Below are 18,525 nucleotides of genomic sequence, written 5' to 3'. Positions count from 1 at the left end.
CATGGGCACCTGGGACACCGGCCATTTCGACAACGACACCGCTGCGGACTTCTCGGGGAAGATCGACGATGCGCCGGAGGCGGGGCGGGAAGCGGTGATTCGCAAGGCCCTGGAGGGGGCGATCGCTCCCTCGGACTACCTGGACAGCGACGACGCCGTGATCGCCGTCGCGTCGGCCGCTCTGGTCGCCTCCCAGTGCCCGGGTGGCGAGCCGGTGACCACCGCGTACGGCCCCGACAAGCCGCTCCCCGTCCTCGCGACGGAGCTGCGCCCCCTCGCGGTGAAGGCCCTCGACGCGGTGCTGGGCGAGAACTCGGAGCTGCGCGAGCTGTGGGACGACGCGGGGGACAAGGAGTGGGCCCCGGGCATAGTCCGGCTCCGGGAGGTCCTGGTGGCGGCGGCCGGGTGATCAGGGGCGGGGGCGGCCGGCCCGGATGAGTTCGGCGACATCGAGGGTCACCGGGGCACCGATCGACTCGGGCAGCGTGACCGACTGCCCGGGGGCGTACACCTGGTGGCTCTCGTAACCGCCGCCCATGGGCTCGGTCAGGACATGCACCCGCCCGTGCTTCCGGTCGATGATCACGTACACCGGGATCTTGGCCTCGGAGTAGGCGGCGACCTTGTTGCGCAGGTCGTTGTTGCGGGTGATCAGGCAGCGCGCGTCCCTGCGGCACCCCGCCACCCGACCGAGTGAACGACGAAGGACCCCGCGCAACAGCGTGGGGCCCTTCCTCGTGCGGTACGCGTTACAGCTTCTCGATCACGTAGTCGATGCAGGCGGTCAGCGCCTGGATGTCCGACGGGTCGATCGCCGGGAACATCGCCACGCGCAGCTGGTTGCGGCCCAGCTTGCGGTACGGCTCGGTGTCGACGATGCCGTTGGCGCGGAGCACCTTGGCGACGGCGGAGGCATCGATCTCGTCCGCGAAGTCGATCGTGCCGATGACCTGCGAGCGCTTCGCCGGGTCGGTGACGAACGGGGTCGCGTACTTCGACTCCTCGGCCCAGCCGTACAGGTTCTGCGCCGACGCGGCCGTGCGGCCGGTGGTGAAGTCCAGGCCGCCCTGGGTGTTCATCCAGGTCAGCTGCTCGTTCAGGAGGAAGAGCGTGGCCAGGGCCGGGGTGTTGTACGTCTGGTTCTTCAGGGAGTTGTCGATCGCCGTGGGCAGCGAGAAGAACTCCGGGATGTGGCGGCCCGAGGCGTGGACGCGCGCGGCGCGCTCCAGGGCGGCCGGGGAGAAGACGCCGATCCAGAGGCCGCCGTCGGAGGCGAAGGACTTCTGCGGGGCGAAGTAGTAGACGTCCGACTCGGTGATGTCGACGGGCAGGCCGCCCGCGCCGGAGGTGGCGTCCACCAGGACCAGGGAACCCTCGTCGGCGCCCGCGACGCGCTTGACGGGTGCGGCGACACCGGTCGAGGTCTCGTTGTGCGTGAAGGCGTAGACATCGACGCCCGCCTCGGCCTGCGGGTCCGGGTGGGTGCCCGGGTCGGAGGCGATCACGGTCGGGTCGGCCAGCCACGGGGCGAGCTTGGCGGCCTTCGCGAACTTCGACGAGAACTCGCCGAAGTTGAGGTGCTGGGACTTCGTCTCGATGAGTCCGTGCGTCGCGATGTCCCAGAAGGCGGTCGAGCCGCCGTTGCCCAGGATCACCTCGTAGCCCTCGGGGAGGGAGAAGAGGTCGCGCACACCCTGACGCACCGCGCCGACCAGGTTCTTGACCGGGGCCTGGCGGTGGGACGTACCGAGAAGAGACGTACCGGTGGCGGCCAGCGCGTCGAGCGCCTCCGTCCGCACCTTGGAAGGACCGGCGCCGAAGCGTCCGTCGGCGGGCTTGATGTCAGCGGGAATCTGGATATCGGCCACGAACCGGAGCGTAGTGCCTCACGGACACGGCCGAGCACCGTGTCCGTCGGATGAGACGCCCGCTCCGGTCCGTGGACGGCGTGCGGGGACCGCCGGTCAGCCCAGATCCACCGGCAGGTCGTGCAGGTCGTTCTGGGTGACGATCGGCTTGTTCCGCAGCTCGGACGCGGGTACGGCGAGCTCCAGCTCCGGGAACCGCTCGTACAGCGCGGGCAGTGCCACGCCCGCCTCCAGCCGGGAGAGCGCCGCACCCGGGCAGACGTGCGGGCCGTGGCCGAACGCGATGTGGCGGTTGGGGGAGCGGGTGATGTCGAACTCACCGGCCGTCGGGCCGTGCTGCGCCTCGTCGCGGCCGAGCGCGCCGAAGGAGACGATCAGCGCCTCGCCCTTGGGCAGGACCTTGTCGCCCACCTCGACGTCCTCGGTGGCGAACCGGATCAGGACGTGCGACGTGGGGGTGTTCCAGCGCAGGGTCTCCTCGATCACGTTCTCCCACGGCACCTCGCCGCCGAGCACCTGCTCGCGCTGCTCGGGGTGCGTCTGGAGGGCGACGACCGCGTTCACGATCAGGCTGATCGTGGTCTCGTGACCGGCCGCGATGATCAGCTGGAGGGTGTTGACGATCTCCTCGTCGGTGAGCTGGTCACCGTTCTCGGAGGCCGCGATCAGGGCGCTGGTGAGGTCGTCGCCCGGGTTCTCCCGCTTGGAGTCGACGATCTTCGTGAAGAGCGCGCCGAGGTCCGCCATCATCTGCGGGACCTCCTGGGGCGGCGTCTGCGTCGAGAAGAACTTCTCGAACAGCTCCTTCAGCCGCGGGTGGTCCGCGCTGTCCACGCCCATCAGCTCGCTGATGACGTTCATCGGCAGCGGGTAGGCGAACTCCGCCTTCAGGTCGACCCGCTCGCCCTTCGGCAGCGCGGCCAGCCGGTCCAGGCTCGCCGTGGTCAGCGCCTCGATGCCGGCCCGCAGCCGCTCCACCCGCTTCACGGTCAGCGCCTGCGCGACCAGGGTGCGCAGCCGGCGGTGGTCCGCGCCGTCGACCGTGAGCATGGAGCGGCCCGGGTTGGCGAGGCCGATCAGCGGCCAGTCCATCGGTATCTCGCCGCGCTGCCAGGCGTTCCAGACGTCGATGTCCTTCACGATCCGGCTGTCGGTGAGCAGCTGCCGCGCCTCGGCGTGGTGGGTGACCGCGTAGCAGTGCACCCCGCCCGGCAGTTCCACCTCGGCGAGCGGGCCCGCGGCACGCAGCCGGGCGCTCTCGCCGTCGAGGTCGGTGACGAAGGGGTCGAGGGCGATCCGGGTCATCTCTGGCCTCCAGTGGCGGTTTCCGCGGTGGGTCCCAGGGCGAGGGTGGGCGTGAAGGTCAACGGCAGGTCGGTCAGGCCCCGCAGCCACGGGGACGGGCGCCGGGTGAGCTGTCCGGCGGGGACGGCGAGGTCGATGTCCGGGAGCCGGTCGAGAAGTACTTCGATGCCGGTACGGGCGATGACCTCGGCGGTCTCCTGGGCCGTGAACGGGCAGCGGTGCTCGCCGTGGCCGAAGGAGAGGAACGCGTTGTTGCCGCCGGTCATCGCGGAGCCGTCGGTGCGGACCTGCGGGTCCGCGTTGGCGGCTCCGATGCCCAGCAGCAGCAGGTCGCCCGCCCGGATGTGGCGGCCGCCGAGACGGGTGTCGCGCGAGGCCCAGCGTCCCGCGACGTTCTGCGTCGGGGTGTCCTCCCACAGGACCTCGTTCATGGCCTCGGCGACGCTGTGCCGGCCGCCCGAGAGGGAGGCGGCGAACCGGTCGTCGGTGAGCATCAGCCGCAGCGAGTTGCCGATCCAGTCGGCGGTCGGCTGGTGGCCCGCGGCCATCATGACCATCAGGTCCTGCGCGACCTCCTCGTCGGTGAAGTGGCCGCGGTCGGCGAGCATCCGCGAGGCGACGTCGTCGCCGGGCTCGGCGTGCTTGTCGGCCAGCAGCTGGAACATGGACGAGGCGAGGTGCTGCTGACCGGCCAGCGCCCGCTCCCGGCCGTCGATCATGTCGTTGAGCGAGCCGACCAGCGCCGCGCCGATGGTGTCGCTGAAGCCGTAGATCTTCGCCAGGACGAGGGCGGGCAGCAGCATCGCGTACTCGGCGATGATCTCGGTGCCGCCGGTCGCGCAGAACCGGTCGATGAGGCCGTCGGCGAACTCCTCCGCGTACCGCTTCAGCGCGAACGGGTCGACGGCCTCCAGCGCGTTGCTGATCATCGCGGCGCGCTCGGTGTGCCGGGGGCCGACCGTGTACAGGATCGACGGCTGCTTGCGGCCGATCATCGGCAGCAGCGGCCAGTCGTCGGGGATACGGTCCCACTGGTTCCACAGGTCGGAGTCGCGGCTGAACAGCACCGGGTCGCCGGTGACCTGGTGCAGTTCGCGGTAGCCGATCACGAGCCAGGCGGGGATGTCGCCGTCGAGGACGACCGGCGCCACGGACCCGTGGTCGCGGCGCATGTCCCGGTAGAGCCCGGTCGGATCGGTCTGGAACCGGGGGCCGGAGAGCGGCACGCGGCCCTGGGAGACGGGGCATCCTGCGGGTGGCGCCGGGGGCTGGGTCACGGGGTGGGCTCCGGGGTCTTCTCCGGCGCGATCTCCGGACGGGCGGCGGCGGACCGGGCGGCAGCCCCGCCCTGCGAGAGGGTGTGGAGGTACTCGACCAGCGTGATCAGTACGTACTTGCTGGACGAACGGTCCCGGGCGTCGCACTCCACCAGGGGTACGTCGTCCGAGAGGGCGAGCGCCTCGCGTATCTGCTGTTCGGTGTGGAGCGGGCCGCCGAAGTCGTTGCAGGCCACGATGAACGGCGTGCCGTGGTGCTCCAGCCGGTCGATCGCGTACCAGGAGTCGGCGAGCCTGCGGGTGTCGACGAGCACGACGGCGCCGAGCGTGCCGGAGAACAGCCGGTCCCACAGGAACCAGAAGCGTTCCTGGCCGGGGGCGCCGAAGAGGTACAGCACGGAGCGCTCGTCGAGCGAGATCCGGCCGAAGTCGAAGGCGACGGTCGTGGACGTCTTCGACTGCACACCGTCGAGGTGGTCGACGGCCTCGCCCGCGCGGGTCATGGTCTCTTCCGTGTTCAGCGGACGGATCTCGCTGACGGAGCGGACCATGGTGGTCTTGCCGACCCCGAAGCCGCCGACGACGACGATCTTCAGTCCGTTGTCGGCCGTCGCCCGCAGGGCGGCACGGTCAGAGGTTGCGGAGTCCAACGAGCACCTGTTCCAGGATGTCGGGGTCGGGGAGCCGGTCCGCGACACGGGCAGTACGGGGGTGGCGGGCGCTGATCCGTCCGGTGTCCAGCAGGTCGGACAGCATGATCCGGACGATGCTGACGGGCAGGCCGAGGCCCGCCGCGATCTCCACGACCGCGGTGGGCAGTTGGCACATCCGCAGGATCGTGACGTGCTCCGACTGCATGCCGGGGGTCGGCTCGCACTCGGAGACCACCAGCGTCACCAGGTCGAACGCGTCCGAGTCGGACCGGCTGCGACCCCCGGTGAGGGTGTACAGCCGGTCCGGATCGTCGTCCCGGCCGGGGCGGCGGCGGGTCATACGGCCGCGTCGGCGTCGGCGGCGGTGACCTCGGAGGCGGAGGGGGAGCGCGGCGGGGCACTGAGGTGCTCGCCGAGCTGCTCGACGAGTTCGCTCATGTTGTGGCCGATGAGGCCGACGTCGGAGTCCTCGGAGGCGACGACCGCGAGATGGGCGCCCGCGCCCGCCTCGACGATGAACAGCACACCGCCGTAGAACTCGGCCATCGCGGACCGTACGCCGCCGGTGCCGTCACCGAACTCGATGGAGGCGCCGTGCGACAGGCTCTGGATACCGGCCGAGATCGCGGCCAGCTGGTCGGCCTGGTCGACGGAGAGCTCGGGGGTGCGGCACAGCTTGAGGCCGTCCCTGGACAGGACGAGGGCATGACGAGTGCCGGGGGTGCGCTCCAGGAGCCCCTCCAGCAGCCAGTTGAGCTTCTCGTCGGTGGTGGCGGTCATCGGGTGTTGCCTTCTTCCGGGTGCGGGGAATTGGCCCGAACAGCCTGGCGGAAGCTGCTGAAGCGGGCTGCCTGTTCCTTGGGGTCGGAGGTGCGGGGCCGGGGGGCCGTGGCGTCGTCGGTGTGCGAGTGGGCGCGCGCCTCGGCGGCGGCGAGGGTGCGGCCTCGGGGGCGCTTGGGCAGCCCGCTCTCGCCGAACCGGGGGAGGCTGCCGGTGGTCTCGGACGCCGGGGAGTCCGTGGGGTCGGGTTCGGCCGGTTCGGCGGCGGCCGGTGCGTGCGGCGGGTGCTGTGCGTCGGCCGAGACGGGGTGCTGCGCGTCGGCCGTGACCGTCGCCGCCGTCCCCGCCGATGCCGACGCGGTGCCGTGCGCGGGCTCCGGCTCGGGCACCGGCCGGGACGCCGGTTCCGGGGCCGGTACGGGGGTCCGGGTGAGGAGCTCCTGCGGGAGCATCATCAGGGCACCCGTGCCACCGCGCGCGGACGGCCGGAAGGAGACGGTCAGACCGTGCTTGCGGGCCAGCCGGCCGACGACGGCGAGGCCGAGCCGGGTGCCGGAGAGACCCGTCAGGTCGTGGTCGGTCGCCGACACCGCACGCTCGGCGCGGCGCAGCTGCACATCGCTCATGACCAGGCCGCTGTCCTCGACGGTCAGGACGATGCCGGCCGGCACCTCCTCGACGTACACATGGACCTCCGCCGTGGGCGGCGAGAAGTTGGCGGCGTTGTCGAGGAGTTCGGCGAGCGCGTGCATGACGCCCTCGGCGGCATGGCCGGCGACCGCGACATCGCTGGTCGAGTGGAGCCGCACCCGCTGGTAGCCGCTGATCCGGCCCATGGCGCCGCGCAGGATCGACTCCATCACGATCGGCTTCGCCCAGCGCCGTCCGGAGCGGGCGCCGGTCAGCACGGCGATGGAGTCGGCGAGCCTGCCCGCCTGGGCGGTGCGGTGGTCCAGGTGGAGCAGATCACCGAGCACGTCCTCGGCGGCGTGCCGGTGCTCCATCTCGCGCAGGTCGGCGAGCATGCTGGTGGCCAGGGCCTGCATCCGGCCCGCGGCGTTGGCGCAGGCGGCCACCGCGGCGGACCGCTCGGTCTCGCTGCGGGTCGCGCGGGCGGTGAGCCGCGCGGTCTCGGCGGTGAGCCGTTCGACGTCGGCGGCGGCCTGCGTGGTGATCCGCGCGGTCTCGGCCTCGGTCGCGGACCTGAGTCGTGCCGTCTCGGCCGCCGCCGCGGACTTGATCCGGGCGGTCTCGGCGGTGAACCGCTGGCCCTCGGCCGCCGAGGCGGACACGAGGCGGCTGATCTCGCCGGTGAACCGCTGGGTCTCCGAGGCGAGCCGGGCCCGCAGGCGGCCGGCGTTGGCACGGGCCTGGACGGCGGTGGCCACGGCGGCGGACAGCAGTACGGCGGCGGCACCCGCCCCCCAGGCCAGCTCGGTCCGTACCGAGTCGGGGGCGGCGGCGACCGCCCACAGACACAGGGATCCGGTGACGGCCAGCGATAGCAGCAGGGCCACTGCGGTCGGCCGGGATGAGGGGCTCAATGGGAGTCCTTGGTTACGGACGGGTGGGGACAGAACGGACAGGTCGGGCAGATTGAACGGTTCAGATCGGGACAGTTCGGAACTGCCGGGGTGAACATGGCAACTGGAGCTGACAATTCCAAGGCAAGTCTCGGTCACTATATGAGAATTGACGCTCTCTTTGGGAAGATCTTGTAGCGTTCTCTGTTACGTATGTGACTACGCGTCCGACGTATTCCGACGTATTGACGTATTCAGGGGAAACGGGCGGCGCCGGACGGTCCAGTGGCCCGATCAACGGCATCCTGGCCCGCATGGCCGCACATCAGAATCCGACGGAACGCGCCGAACTCGCACAGGCCCTGCGCACCGCGGTCCGCGGCGAGGCCGACTTCGGCCCCACCGCACGGGCGTTGACGACGATGGACGCCTCCAACTACCGCCGTGTACCGCTCGGCGTCGTCTCCCCGCGCGACGCCGACGACGTGGCCGCCGCACTCGCCGTCTGCCGTGCGCACGGGGTCCCCGTGGTGCCGCGCGGCGGCGGCACCTCCATCGCGGGACAGGCCACCGGCACCGGCGTAGTGCTCGATCTCACCCGCCATCTGCGCGCGATCGTCGAGCTGGACCCCGGCTCCCGTACCGCCGTCGTCCAGCCGGGCGTGGTCCTGGACGAGCTGCGCGCCGCCGCCGCCCCGCACGGCCTCACCTTCGGCCCCGACCCGTCCACGCACAGCCGCTGCACGCTGGGCGGCATGATCGGCAACAACTCCTGCGGCGCCCACTCGGTCGCCTGGGGCACCACGGCCGACAACGTGTACGCCCTGACCGTGACCCGCTACGGCGGCGACACCCTGCGGCTGGGCCGCGGAACGGTCCCCGAGGCCCTGGCCGGCCTCCCCGAACTCATCCGCACCAACCTCGCCCCGCTGCGCACCGGATTCCCCGAGCTCCCGCGCCGCATCTCCGGATACGCGCTGGACGCCCTCCTGCCCGAGCGCGGGACCGACCTCGCCCGCGCCTTCTGCGGCAGCGAGGGGACACTCGGCGTGGTGACGGAGGCGACCGTACGACTGGTCGAGGCACCGGCCGCCCGCGCACTGGCCGTACTCGGCTACGCCGACGAGGCCGCGGCCGCCGAAGCCGCCCCCGGTCTGCTCCCGCACCACCCGCTCACCGTCGAGGGCATGGCCGCCGATCTCGTACGGGAACCGGCCGGGCTGCCGCGCGGCGGTGCCTGGCTCTTCGTCGAGACGGGCGGCGCCACCCCGGCCGAGGCGCGGGCGCACGCCGAGCGCGTCCTGCGGGCGGCCGACGCGCTGGACGGCGCGGTCGTCACCGACCCGGCCGGACAGCGGGCCCTGTGGCGCATCCGCGAGGACGCGGCAGGCACCGCGACCCGGATGCCGGACGGCACGGAGGCCTGGCCCGGCTGGGAGGACTGCGCCGTACCGCCCGCCCGCCTCGGCCCCTACCTCCGCGACTTCCGCGCCCTGCTGGCCGGACACGGGCTGCGCGGCACCCCGTACGGGCACTTCGGCGACGGCTGCATCCACGTCCGGATCGACTTCGACCTGCTGAGCACGCAGGGCGTGGCCCGTTTCCGCCGCTTCTCCGAGGACCTCGCGGACCTGGTTGTCGCGCACGGCGGATCACTGAGCGGCGAACACGGCGACGGCCAGGCCCGCGCCGAACTGCTCCCGCGCATGTACGGGGACGAACTGGTCGCCCTCTTCTCCCGTTTCAAGGACGTCTGGGACCCGGACGGCGGCATGAACCCCGGCATCCTCGCCCGACCCGCCCGGCTCGACGAGAACCTCCGCTTCGAGGTGCTGCCGAAGCGCCCGGTGGACGTCGCGTTCGGCTATCCGCACGACGGCGGAGACTTCTCGGCGGCGGTACGCCGCTGCGTGGGCGTCGCCAAGTGCCGTACGGCGGAGCCGGCGGGCCCGGCCGTGATGTGCCCGTCGTTCCGGGCGACCGGCGAGGAGGCCCACTCGACCCGCGGCCGGGCCCGACTGCTGCACGAGATGCTCGCGGGCGACGCGGGCGGGGTGATCACGGATGGCTGGCGGTCGACGGAGGTGCGCGACGCGCTCGACCTCTGCCTGTCCTGCAAGGGCTGCCGGAGCGACTGCCCGGTGGGCGTCGACATGGCCACGTACAAGGCCGAGTTCCTGCACCACCACTACCGGGGGCGGCTGCGCCCGGCCGCCCACTACACGATGGGCCGGCTGCCGACGTGGCTGCGCCTGGCGTCCCCCTTCGCGGGCCCGCTGAACGCGCTGGCCCGGGTGCGCCTCCTCGCCGCCCTCGCCAAGCGGCTGGCGGGCGTCGCGCCGGAGCGCGGGATCCCGGTCCTGGCGCGGGAGACGTTCACCCGGTGGCTGAACCGGCGCTGGGGCAAGGGCACGTTCGTCTTCTCGAACGACGAGGTGGCCATGGTCTGGCCCGACACCTTCACCGACCACCTCTCTCCCGAGGTGGGCCGGGCGGCGGTGCGGGTCCTGGAGGCGGCGGGCCGCCACGCGATCCCCGCCGGACGCGGGCTGTGCTGCGGGCTGACGTACGTCTCGACGGGTCAGCTGGACAAGGCCCGCACGGTGATGCGCCGCACCCTGGACCGGCTGGCCGGCACGCTCGGCGCCCCCGTGGTCGTCCTCGAACCGAGCTGCGCGGCGACCCTCCGTACGGACCTGCCCGAACTCCTCCCCGACGACCCGAGAGCCGCCGAACTGGCCGCTTCGGTGAGGACGCTGGCCCAATACCTGGAGGAGTACGCCCCCGATTGGCAGCCACCCCGCCTGGACCGCCCGGCCGCCGGCCAGACCCACTGCCACCAGCACGCGGTCCTGGGCGACGCGGCGGACCGGCGGCTGCGTGAACGCGCCGGACTGAAAGGCGAGTTGACCGGCGGCTGCTGCGGCCTGGCCGGAAACTTCGGCTTCGAACGCGGCCACTGGGACGTGTCGGCGGCCTGCGCGGAGGAACAACTGCTGCCCGCGGTACGGGCCGCCGAGCCGGGCACGGAGGTCCTGGCCGACGGATTCTCCTGCCGGACGCAACTGGAACAGCTGGGCGGCGTACGGGCACGTCACCTGGCGGAGGTACTGGCGCAGGGCCTGACGGAAGGACGGGCCGACGGGCGGGAAGCGGGGTAGTGCCGAGGCCCGGAGCGGAACTCCGTCGCGATGATGCTGGCCGGGCGTCCTGCCGTCGACGTACGCGCCGCACGCGTCGTCCTCAGACGCGACCCCACGCGACGCCATGGATTCACCATCCACTCCACCGCCCCGATCTACCTCTAGAGGCATCCGTGTCCCTCAAGCCGCTCGAACACGACCGCAAGTACGGCGAGTTGGACCAGGTCATCCGCGCCCACCTGGGGCGGACCGCCGATGACGAGGAGGCGATCATCGGCTATCTGCGCCACACCTGGCGCACGCGCCCCTGGTCCATCGCCGCCGCCGAGTTCCAGCTCCGCGAGTACGCCCGCAACCCCCCGGGACGGCTGCGGTTGCGTCTGGGCGAGTTCTACCCCGTGCCCGATGTGGGGCTGCCGGACACGGCAATCCAGGCATGGCTACTGATGCTTGCGGACCGCCTCAAGGAGAGCATCGAGACCGGCCAGGCCCCGCCGCCCGCACCGCCGCAAACCTACTGGGAGTGGCGCGCCCGCTTTCCGGGGCTCGCGCAGTTGCTGGGGGGCTGGTATTCGCAGGACATGCCGGACGAGTTCGAGGACCACGAGGCCGCGTTCCAGGATTATCTGGACAGTACCGACCCGGGGCTGGTGGCCCAGCTTGCCGGCGAGCTTCGCGACCTGCTCACGCTCCCCGTCGAGGAGCTCGACTACGCCACCGGGCTGGCCGAGCTCGGCTTGGAGGTCGAGCCGCCCGCACCGCTCAGCGCGGTCGGGTGGCTCGTTGAACTCTCCCGAGCGGTCGACCGGCACTGACCTCGCGGCCCGTGCCTCGGGTGCCGGTCCACCCCTCGGGCCCACAGCTGAAGCAGGGGGCAGCCCCCGTCGTCATTTCGGCCCGCGGGGACCGGCCCCGTGCCTGGGTTCCTCAGCCGCTGGTGCCCCGCCGCACGATCTCGCGGGCGAGGGCGGCGAGCGCCGGCAGTGCCGGGTGCCCCGGGACGTCCCGCCGGGCCAGTAGTACGGGGACGGGCGGGGCGTCGACGAGTGGGTGGTAGGTGACGCCGGAGTGCGGGTGCATGTCGGCGGTGGACGCGGCGGAGACCCCGACCCCGCGTCCCGCCGCGATGGCGGTCAGCCAGTCGTCGGTGTTGGCGACGGTGAGGGTCGCGGTGGGCTGCGCGTCCGGCGGCCACAGGTCGATGGTCGTCGTGCCCGAGACGGTGTTGAGGACGATGGTCTCGCCCACCAGGTCGGCGAGGCGGAGCGCCGCGTGGTCCGCGAGCGGGCCGTCCGCCGCGACCGCCGCCACCCGGTCCTCCTCGAACAGCACCTCGGTGACGAGTCCCGGCGCCTCCACCGGGCCCCGCAGCAGCGCGGCGTCGACCTTGCCGCGGGTCAGTCCGGCGGTGCGGTCGTCGATCCGCAGCAGTTCGAGCGGGGTCTGCGGATACAGCTCCTGCCAGCGGCGCAGCAGCGGTGTGGTGTACGGGCCGAACGCCGACCAGGCGTGCCCGAGCCGCAGCGGCCAGTGGTGCAGCCCGCCGGGGTCGAGCGCCTCGTCGAAGGCGGCGACCGCGGCGGCGGCCCTGTCCCGGAAGACGACGCCTTCGGGGGTGAGGGCGAGATGGTGGGTGGACCGGTCGACGAGCCGCACGCCGAGATGCTGCTCCAGGGCGGCGAGGGTGCGGGAGACCGCGGGCTGGGTGAGGCGGAGGCGGGCGGCGGCGCGAGTGACATTGCCCTCGTCGGCCACGGCGAGGAAGGCGCGCAGATGCCGCACTTCGATACCGCGGCCGGTGCTTTGTCCGGAACGCCCGATGCTCATGCGCCGGGAGCATAACCACAGCACGATCGACATTTCACGTGGCACGCGGAGGTACCTACCGTAAGAGGACGTACCGCACGAGTGGAGTGCAGTATGTTCAATCGAGTAGTGCATTGAATTGCACTGTCGGATTCGGGAGGAACACCGCAGGTGAACGACCAGCGCAGTGCAGCAGGGGCCCCGGCGGCCGTGGCGGCCGTGGAGCGGGCCGCGGCCGTCGCCGTACCCGAGGCGGTCCCCGCGCTGGGCGACGCGGCAGGCCCCGCACGCCCCAAGGGCCGGGGTGCCGCGCTCGCCCCGATCGCGCTGGTGGTCGCGGGCGGTCTCTCCGTCCAGTTCGGCTCCGCCGTCGCCGTCCTGCTGATGCCCCGGGCCGGTGCGCTCGGCGTCGTCACCCTGCGCCTGGCCGTGGCCGCGCTCGTGCTGCTGGTCGTCTGCCGTCCGAAGCTGCGCGGCCACTCGCGCGCCGACTGGGGCACGGTCCTCGCGTTCGGGCTGGCCATGGGCGGCATGAACACGCTCTTCTACCAGGCAGCCGACCGCATCCCGCTGGGTGCGGCCGTCACTCTGGAGGTGCTGGGCCCGCTCGCCCTCTCGGTGTTCGCCTCCCGCCGCCTGATCAACGTGGTCTGGGCCGGGCTCGCGTTGGGCGGCGTCGTGCTGCTCAGCGGCGGCGGCCTCGACCGCCTCGATCCGGTCGGCGCCGCGTACGCCCTGGGCGCCGGTGTCATGTGGGCGACGTACATCGTCTTCAGCGCCCGCACCGGCCGCCGTTTCCCCCAGGCGGACGGCCTGGCCCTGGCCATGGTCGTCGCCGCGCTCCTCTCGCTGCCCCTGGGCGTCATCGAGTCGGGCTCGAAGCTGCTGGTCCCGACCACACTGGGGCTGGGCGCGGCGGTGGCGCTGCTCAGCTCGGTGCTTCCGTACACCCTCGAACTCATGGCGCTGCGCCGCCTGCCCGCGCCCACCTTCGCGATCCTGATGAGCCTGGAACCGGCGATCGCGGCCACGGCCGGCTTCCTGATCCTCGACCAGGCGCTGACGACCACCGACGCGCTGGCGATCGCGCTCGTCATCGGGGCGAGCATGGGTGCGGTACGGAGCCAGACACGGCGTGCGAAGCCCCGGGAACGCGCCTGACGTCCCGGGTGGGCCCTTGTCGGCCCGCCCGGCGCAAGGGATCATGGCGGCCCGTCACGCGAGAATCCGCCGGGGGAGCCCGTGGTCATCGCCGCCGTCTATTTCGTCATCGCCGTGGGTGCGGCCGTGATATCCGGGAAGAACCTGGACCGTCACCTCCAGGGCCCCCGGCTCCGGGCCGCCTGGGCCGAGGGGCTCACCGCCGAGGCTCGGTGCGTCTCCCTGCGCACCGAGGAGGTCCAGAGCCCCGAGGGCGGCCCCGCCGAGTACACCCACCCCACCCTGGAGTTCCGCACGGGCGACGGGCACACCGTCAGCTTCGAGGAGCGCCAGTCGCGCCTCACTCCGGCCCGGGGCGACTTCGTGACCGTCTACTACAGCGCCGCGAACCCGAAGGGCGCGACCACCCGCGCCCCGTCCTTCGGAATGCGCCACGCCAGGACCCTGATCACCGGGGCGGGCGGCTTCTTCGCCCTGGTCTCGGCGGTCGTCATCGCCCTCGTCCCCTGAGCATGTCCGGCACCCCGTGCGGCGCGGACGGCCCGAAGGCGTGCGCCGGGTCCGTCACGGTCCCGGCGGGCTGCCACGCCACGCCCACCACCCGGTAGTGCGGGTCCGGGCTCGGCAGGTACGAACGGCCCTTCGTGTCCCGGTCGTACGCCGGCCAGTGCGCCGCAGCGGAGCGGCGTCCGTTCCGTCCGTACCCGCTCGCGGTCCGGCACCGGGTCGTCATCGGTGGACGCGTACACCGTCCCCCGACCACGGCCGCCGCCCCGCCGGGCCGTCGCGGGAAGAAAACAATGCAAGCATGCTTGCTTGTTTTGCGGGGCGCTGCCATGCTCCTGGGCACACCGCCACGCCCCGAGGGGAGCGCACCGTGCCCGATGTCGCAGCCGTGATCGACGATCTGCGCGACGAGAGCGATGAACTCGACGCACTGGTACGGGAGTTGACTGCTGATCAATGGGCCGCCGCGACCCCCGCCCCCGGCTGGAGTGTCGCGCATCAGATCGCCCATCTCACCTGGACCGACGAGGTCGCGCTGCTCGCCGCCACCGATGCCGAGGCCTTCGCGGGGGAGGTGGCCAGGGCCATGGAGGTGCCCGATTCCTTCGTCGACCGGGGCGCCGAGGAGGTCGCCGCCGCCTCGGCCCCGGAGGCGCTGCTCGCGCGGTGGCGCGGCGGGCGGGAGCGGCTGGAGGCGGTGCTGCGGGACGCCCCGGCGGGTACGCGCATTCCCTGGTACGGGCCGCCGATGAGCGTCGCGTCCATGGCGACCGCCCGGATCATGGAGACCTGGGCGCACGGCCAGGACATCGCCGACGCCCTCGGGGTCACCAGGACCCCCACCGCCCGGCTGCGGCACGTCGCCCGGATCGGGGTGCGGGCCCGCGGCTACGCCTACCTGGTACGGGGGATCAAGGCGCCCGGGGAGGAGTTCCGGGTAGAACTCCGAGCCCCGGACGGGGAGTTGATCGCCTTCGGGGCGCCGGATGCACCGCAGCGCGTCACCGGGCCGCTTGTCGACTTCTGCCTCCTCGTCACCCAGCGCGCCCACCGCGACGACCTCGCCGTCCGGGCGGTCGGCCCCGACGCCGACCAATGGCTCGACATCGCCCAGGCGTTCGCCGGCCCGGCCGGACCCGGCCGAGCCCCGAAGCGGGGGAGCGGGGCGTGACTTCGACGACGGACGCGCCCGGACCGCTGCGGATCGGCAACGCCTCCGGGTTCTACGGCGACCGCTTCGACGCCGTACGCGAGATGCTCACCGGCGGCCCCCTCGACATCCTCACCGGGGACTATCTCGCCGAGCTGACCATGCTCATCCTCGGCCGCAGCAGGCTCAAGGACCCCGCGCGCGGCTACGCCACCACCTTCCTGCGCCAGCTCGAAGAGGGCCTCGGGCTCGCCCACGAGCGCGGGGTGAAGATCGTCACCAATGCCGGAGGGCTCAATCCGGCAGGACTGGCCGACGCCGTAAGGGAGTTGGCACAGAAGGTGGGAGTGCCCGTACGGGTCGCCCATGTGGAGGGCGACAGCCTCCCCGTACCCGAGGGCTTCCTCACCGCCAACGCCTACCTCGGCGGCGCGGGGATCGCCGCCTGCCTCACCGCGGGCGCCGATGTCGTCGTCACCGGACGGGTCACCGACGCCGCCCTCGTCACCGGACCCGCCGCCGCCCGGTTCGGCTGGGGGCCCGGCGACCACGACGCGCTCGCCGGGGCCGTCGTCGCCGGACACGTCCTGGAGTGCGGCACCCAGGCCACCGGCGGGAACTACGCGTTCTTCCGGGGCCACGACCTGCGCCGGCCCGGCTTCCCCGTCGCCGAGATCCACGCCGACGGCTCGTCCGTCATCACCAAGCACGACGGCACCGGCGGCGTCGTCGACCTCGGCACCGTCACCGCCCAGCTGCTGTACGAGACCGGCGGCGCCCGGTACGCGGGACCGGATGTCACCGCCCGGCTCGACACCGTACGGCTGACCACGGACGGCCCCGACCGGGTCAGGATCTCCGGGGTGCGCGGCGAGGCCCCGCCGCCCACCGTCAAGGTCGGGCTGAACCGGCTCGGCGGCTGGCGCAACGAGGTCGTCTTCGTGGTCACCGGCCTCGACATCGAGGCCAAGGCGCAGCTGGTACGGGAACAGTTCGCGGACGCGCTCGCCCGCTCCGGCGCCGAACCCGACGAGGTGCGGTGGGAGCTGTCCCGGACCGACCGGGCCGACGCCGCCACCGAGGAGACCGCGAGCGCCCTGCTCCGGCTCGTCGTCCGCGACCGGGACCAGGAGACCGTCGGACGCGCGGTCTCCGGCGCCGCGATCGAGCTCGCGCTCGGCAGCTACCCCGGCTTCCACGTCACCGCCCCGCCCGGCAAGGGCACGCCGTACGGGGTGTTCGAGGCCCGGTACGTACCGGCCGGCGAGGTCCCGCACATCGCCGTGCTCCCCGACGGGCGGCGGGAGAGCCTGGCACCTCCCGTGACGACACAGCCGCTCCAGGACGCCGAGGAACCGCCGCTGCCCCCGTCCCTGCCGGACCCCGGCCCCACCCGGTCCGCCCCGCTCGGCCGGATCGCGGGCGCCCGCAGCGGCGACAAGGGCGGGGACGCCAATGTGGGCGTGTGGGCCGTCGGGGACGACGCCTGGCGGTGGCTGGCCCATGAACTGACCGTCGAACGGTTCCGGGAGCTGCTGCCGGAGACCGCCGGTCTCACCGTCGTACGCCATGTCCTGCCGAACCTCCGCGCCCTGAACTTCACCGTCCACGGGCTGCTCGGCGAGGGCGTCGCCGCCCAGCACCGGTTCGACCCGCAGGCCAAGGCGGTGGGGGAGTGGCTGCGCTCCCGGCACCTGCCCATACCCGTAGCGCTGCTGGAGACCGTCCACGCACCGGAGGCGAACGCATGACCGTCCTGCCCACCGCGCTCGACACCGCGAGCCCCGAATACGCCGCGAACCGCACGGCCATGCTCGCGAAACTCGACGAGCTGGCCGGCGAGCACACCAAGGCGCAGGCGGGCGGCGGCGAGAAGTACGTGGCGCGGCACCGCTCGCGCGGCAAGCTCCTGGCCCGCGAGCGGATCGAGTTGCTGATCGACGAGGACACCCCGTTCCTGGAGCTGTCGCCGCTCGCCGCCTGGGGCAGCGAGTACACGGTCGGCGCCTCGCTCATCACCGGGATCGGGGTGATCGAGGGCGTGGAGTGCCTGATCACCGCCAACGACCCGACCGTACGTGGCGGCGCCTCCAACCCCTGGACCCTGAAGAAGGCACTGCGGGCCAACGAGATCGCCTTCGTCAACCGGCTGCCCTGCGTCAGCCTCGTCGAGTCGGGCGGCGCCGACCTCCCCTCGCAGAAGGAGATCTTCATCCCCGGCGGGGCGCTGTTCCGCGACATCACCCGGCTGTCGGCGGCCGGGATCCCGACCGTCGCCGTCGTCTTCGGGAACTCGACCGCGGGCGGGGCGTACGTCCCCGGCATGTCCGACCACACCGTCATGATCAAGGAACGGTCCAAGGTCTTCCTCGGCGGACCGCCCCTGGTGAAGATGGCGACCGGCGAGGAGAGCGACGACGAATCGCTCGGCGGCGCCGAGATGCACGCCCGCACCTCCGGGCTCGCCGACCACTTCGCCGTCGACGAGCAGGACGCGCTGCGCCAGGCCCGCCGGATCGTCGCCCGCCTCAACTGGCGCAAGGCGCACGCCGATCCGGGCCCCGCCGAACCGCCGAAGTACGACGAGGACCAGCTGATCGGCATCGTGCCCGGCGACCTGAAGGTGCCCTTCGACCCGCGCGAGGTCATCGCCCGGCTCGTCGACGGCTCCGACTTCGACGCGTTCAAACCGCTGTACGGGACCAGCCTGGTGACCGGCTGGGCGACCCTCCACGGCTACCCCGTCGGCATCCTCGCCAACGCGCAGGGGGTGCTGTTCAGCGAGGAGTCGCAGAAGGCCGCCCAGTTCATCCAGCTCGCCAACCAGCGCGACATCCCGCTGGTCTTCCTGCACAACACCACCGGCTACATGGTCGGCAAGGAGTACGAGCAGGGCGGCATCATCAAACACGGCGCGATGATGATCAACGCGGTGTCCAACTCGAAGGTCCCGCACCTGTCCGTGCTGATGGGCGCCTCGTACGGGGCCGGGCACTACGGCATGTGCGGCCGGGCCTACGACCCGCGCTTCCTCTTCGCCTGGCCCAGCAGCAAGTCCGCCGTCATGGGGCCGCAGCAGCTCGCCGGAGTGCTGTCCATCGTCGCCCGCGCCTCCGCCGCCGCGAAGGGACGGCCCTACGACGACGAGGCCGACGCCGCACTGCGCGCCATGGTCGAGCAGCAGATCGAGTCCGAGTCGCTCCCGATGTTCCTGTCCGGGCGGCTGTACGACGACGGGGTCATCGACCCGCGCGACACCAGGACCGTCCTCGGGATGTGCCTGTCCGCGATCCACACCGCCCCGGTCGAAGGCGCCCGCGGCGGCTTCGGAATCTTCCGGATGTGAGGACGA

At 72.5% G+C, this 18,525-nt stretch carries 17 protein-coding genes and 1 pseudogene; 8 read left to right on the top strand and 10 right to left on the bottom strand.

Annotated features, from left to right (window positions below):
• The first annotated feature begins 1 nt into the window (after position 1).
• Positions 2 to 409 (top strand): DUF4259 domain-containing protein, encoded by a 408-nt coding sequence (locus tag OG611_RS04910; protein ID WP_266415886.1) that lies wholly within the window; start codon positions 2 to 4, stop codon positions 407 to 409.
• Here OG611_RS04910 and OG611_RS04905 read toward each other — a convergent pair.
• The 8 genes and pseudogenes from OG611_RS04905 to OG611_RS04870 all read right to left on the bottom strand — a co-directional run.
• A pseudogene (locus OG611_RS04905) lies at positions 410 to 640 on the bottom strand (Uma2 family endonuclease); the annotation flags it as partial. It lies immediately after the preceding gene.
• 109 nt (positions 641 to 749) lie between these two features.
• Positions 750 to 1,868, bottom strand: coding sequence for a phosphoserine transaminase (serC, locus tag OG611_RS04900; RefSeq protein ID WP_266415884.1), 1,119 nt, complete (start codon positions 1,866 to 1,868; stop codon positions 750 to 752).
• 96 nt (positions 1,869 to 1,964) lie between these two features.
• Entirely contained in the window at positions 1,965 to 3,173 is a 1,209-nt protein-coding gene (locus OG611_RS04895; RefSeq protein WP_266415882.1) for a cytochrome P450, read from the bottom strand.
• Positions 3,170 to 4,450: a cytochrome P450 gene (locus OG611_RS04890; RefSeq protein WP_266415880.1), complete on the bottom strand. Its 1,281-nt coding sequence runs from the start codon at positions 4,448 to 4,450 to the stop codon at positions 3,170 to 3,172. Before OG611_RS04890 ends, OG611_RS04895 begins: the two co-directional genes overlap by 4 nt.
• Positions 4,447 to 5,100 carry an ATP/GTP-binding protein gene (locus tag OG611_RS04885; RefSeq protein ID WP_266415878.1) on the bottom strand — a complete coding sequence of 218 codons (654 nt, stop codon included), beginning with the start codon at positions 5,098 to 5,100 and terminating at the stop codon, positions 4,447 to 4,449. The genes OG611_RS04890 and OG611_RS04885 overlap by 4 nt, the downstream gene beginning before the upstream one ends.
• Complete coding sequence (locus tag OG611_RS04880) at positions 5,081 to 5,443, bottom strand: DUF742 domain-containing protein (RefSeq protein ID WP_266415876.1); 363 nt, start codon at positions 5,441 to 5,443, stop codon at positions 5,081 to 5,083. Before OG611_RS04880 ends, OG611_RS04885 begins: the two co-directional genes overlap by 20 nt.
• Entirely contained in the window at positions 5,440 to 5,883 is a 444-nt protein-coding gene (locus tag OG611_RS04875; protein WP_266415874.1) for a roadblock/LC7 domain-containing protein, read from the bottom strand. Before OG611_RS04875 ends, OG611_RS04880 begins: the two co-directional genes overlap by 4 nt.
• Positions 5,880 to 7,427 (bottom strand): sensor histidine kinase, encoded by a 1,548-nt coding sequence (locus OG611_RS04870; protein ID WP_266415872.1) that lies wholly within the window; start codon positions 7,425 to 7,427, stop codon positions 5,880 to 5,882. The genes OG611_RS04875 and OG611_RS04870 overlap by 4 nt, the downstream gene beginning before the upstream one ends.
• A gap of 293 nt (positions 7,428 to 7,720) precedes the next feature.
• On the opposite strand from OG611_RS04870, the gene OG611_RS04865 reads away from it, so the two are divergent.
• Both OG611_RS04865 and OG611_RS04860 read left to right on the top strand, forming a co-directional pair.
• Positions 7,721 to 10,567 carry an FAD-binding and (Fe-S)-binding domain-containing protein gene (locus OG611_RS04865; RefSeq protein WP_266415870.1) on the top strand — a complete coding sequence of 949 codons (2,847 nt, stop codon included), beginning with the start codon at positions 7,721 to 7,723 and terminating at the stop codon, positions 10,565 to 10,567.
• Positions 10,568 to 10,722: 155 nt separating this feature from the next.
• Complete coding sequence (locus OG611_RS04860; RefSeq protein WP_266415868.1) at positions 10,723 to 11,364, top strand: contact-dependent growth inhibition system immunity protein; 642 nt, start codon at positions 10,723 to 10,725, stop codon at positions 11,362 to 11,364.
• Between the two features lie 112 nt (positions 11,365 to 11,476).
• Here OG611_RS04860 and OG611_RS04855 read toward each other — a convergent pair whose 3' ends face one another.
• Positions 11,477 to 12,376 (bottom strand): LysR family transcriptional regulator, encoded by a 900-nt coding sequence (locus OG611_RS04855; protein WP_266415866.1) that lies wholly within the window; start codon positions 12,374 to 12,376, stop codon positions 11,477 to 11,479.
• A 150-nt stretch (positions 12,377 to 12,526) separates the two neighbouring features.
• On the opposite strand from OG611_RS04855, the gene OG611_RS04850 reads away from it, so the two are divergent.
• Positions 12,527 to 13,516 (top strand): DMT family transporter, encoded by a 990-nt coding sequence (locus tag OG611_RS04850; protein ID WP_266415865.1) that lies wholly within the window; start codon positions 12,527 to 12,529, stop codon positions 13,514 to 13,516.
• A gap of 81 nt (positions 13,517 to 13,597) precedes the next feature.
• Positions 13,598 to 14,026 carry a DUF3592 domain-containing protein gene (locus OG611_RS04845; protein ID WP_266415864.1) on the top strand — a complete coding sequence of 143 codons (429 nt, stop codon included), beginning with the start codon at positions 13,598 to 13,600 and terminating at the stop codon, positions 14,024 to 14,026.
• On the opposite strand, the gene OG611_RS04840 is transcribed toward OG611_RS04845, so the two are convergent.
• Complete coding sequence (locus tag OG611_RS04840) at positions 14,007 to 14,249, bottom strand: hypothetical protein (RefSeq protein ID WP_266415863.1); 243 nt, start codon at positions 14,247 to 14,249, stop codon at positions 14,007 to 14,009. The genes OG611_RS04845 and OG611_RS04840 overlap by 20 nt on opposite strands.
• A gap of 144 nt (positions 14,250 to 14,393) precedes the next feature.
• Here OG611_RS04840 and OG611_RS04835 point away from each other — a divergent pair, with 144 nt between their 5' ends.
• Genes OG611_RS04835 through OG611_RS04825 form a run of 3 tightly spaced genes read left to right on the top strand, consistent with a single transcriptional unit; the run spans position 14,394 to position 18,519 of the window.
• On the top strand, positions 14,394 to 15,194 hold the full coding sequence (locus OG611_RS04835) for a TIGR03084 family metal-binding protein (protein ID WP_266415860.1): 801 nt from the start codon (positions 14,394 to 14,396) through the stop codon (positions 15,192 to 15,194).
• Entirely contained in the window at positions 15,191 to 16,924 is a 1,734-nt protein-coding gene (locus OG611_RS04830; protein WP_266415858.1) for an acyclic terpene utilization AtuA family protein, read from the top strand. The genes OG611_RS04835 and OG611_RS04830 overlap by 4 nt, the downstream gene beginning before the upstream one ends.
• Entirely contained in the window at positions 16,921 to 18,519 is a 1,599-nt protein-coding gene (locus tag OG611_RS04825) for an acyl-CoA carboxylase subunit beta (RefSeq protein ID WP_266415856.1), read from the top strand. The genes OG611_RS04830 and OG611_RS04825 overlap by 4 nt, the downstream gene beginning before the upstream one ends.
• Positions 18,520 to 18,525: the final 6 nt, after the last annotated feature.

It is taken from the genome of Streptomyces sp. NBC_01363 (genome assembly GCF_026340595.1).
In the GTDB taxonomy this organism is placed as follows: domain Bacteria; phylum Actinomycetota; class Actinomycetes; order Streptomycetales; family Streptomycetaceae; genus Streptomyces.
Note: the sequence above shows the minus strand (reverse complement) of the source record. Positions and strands in the feature narration are given on the sequence as shown.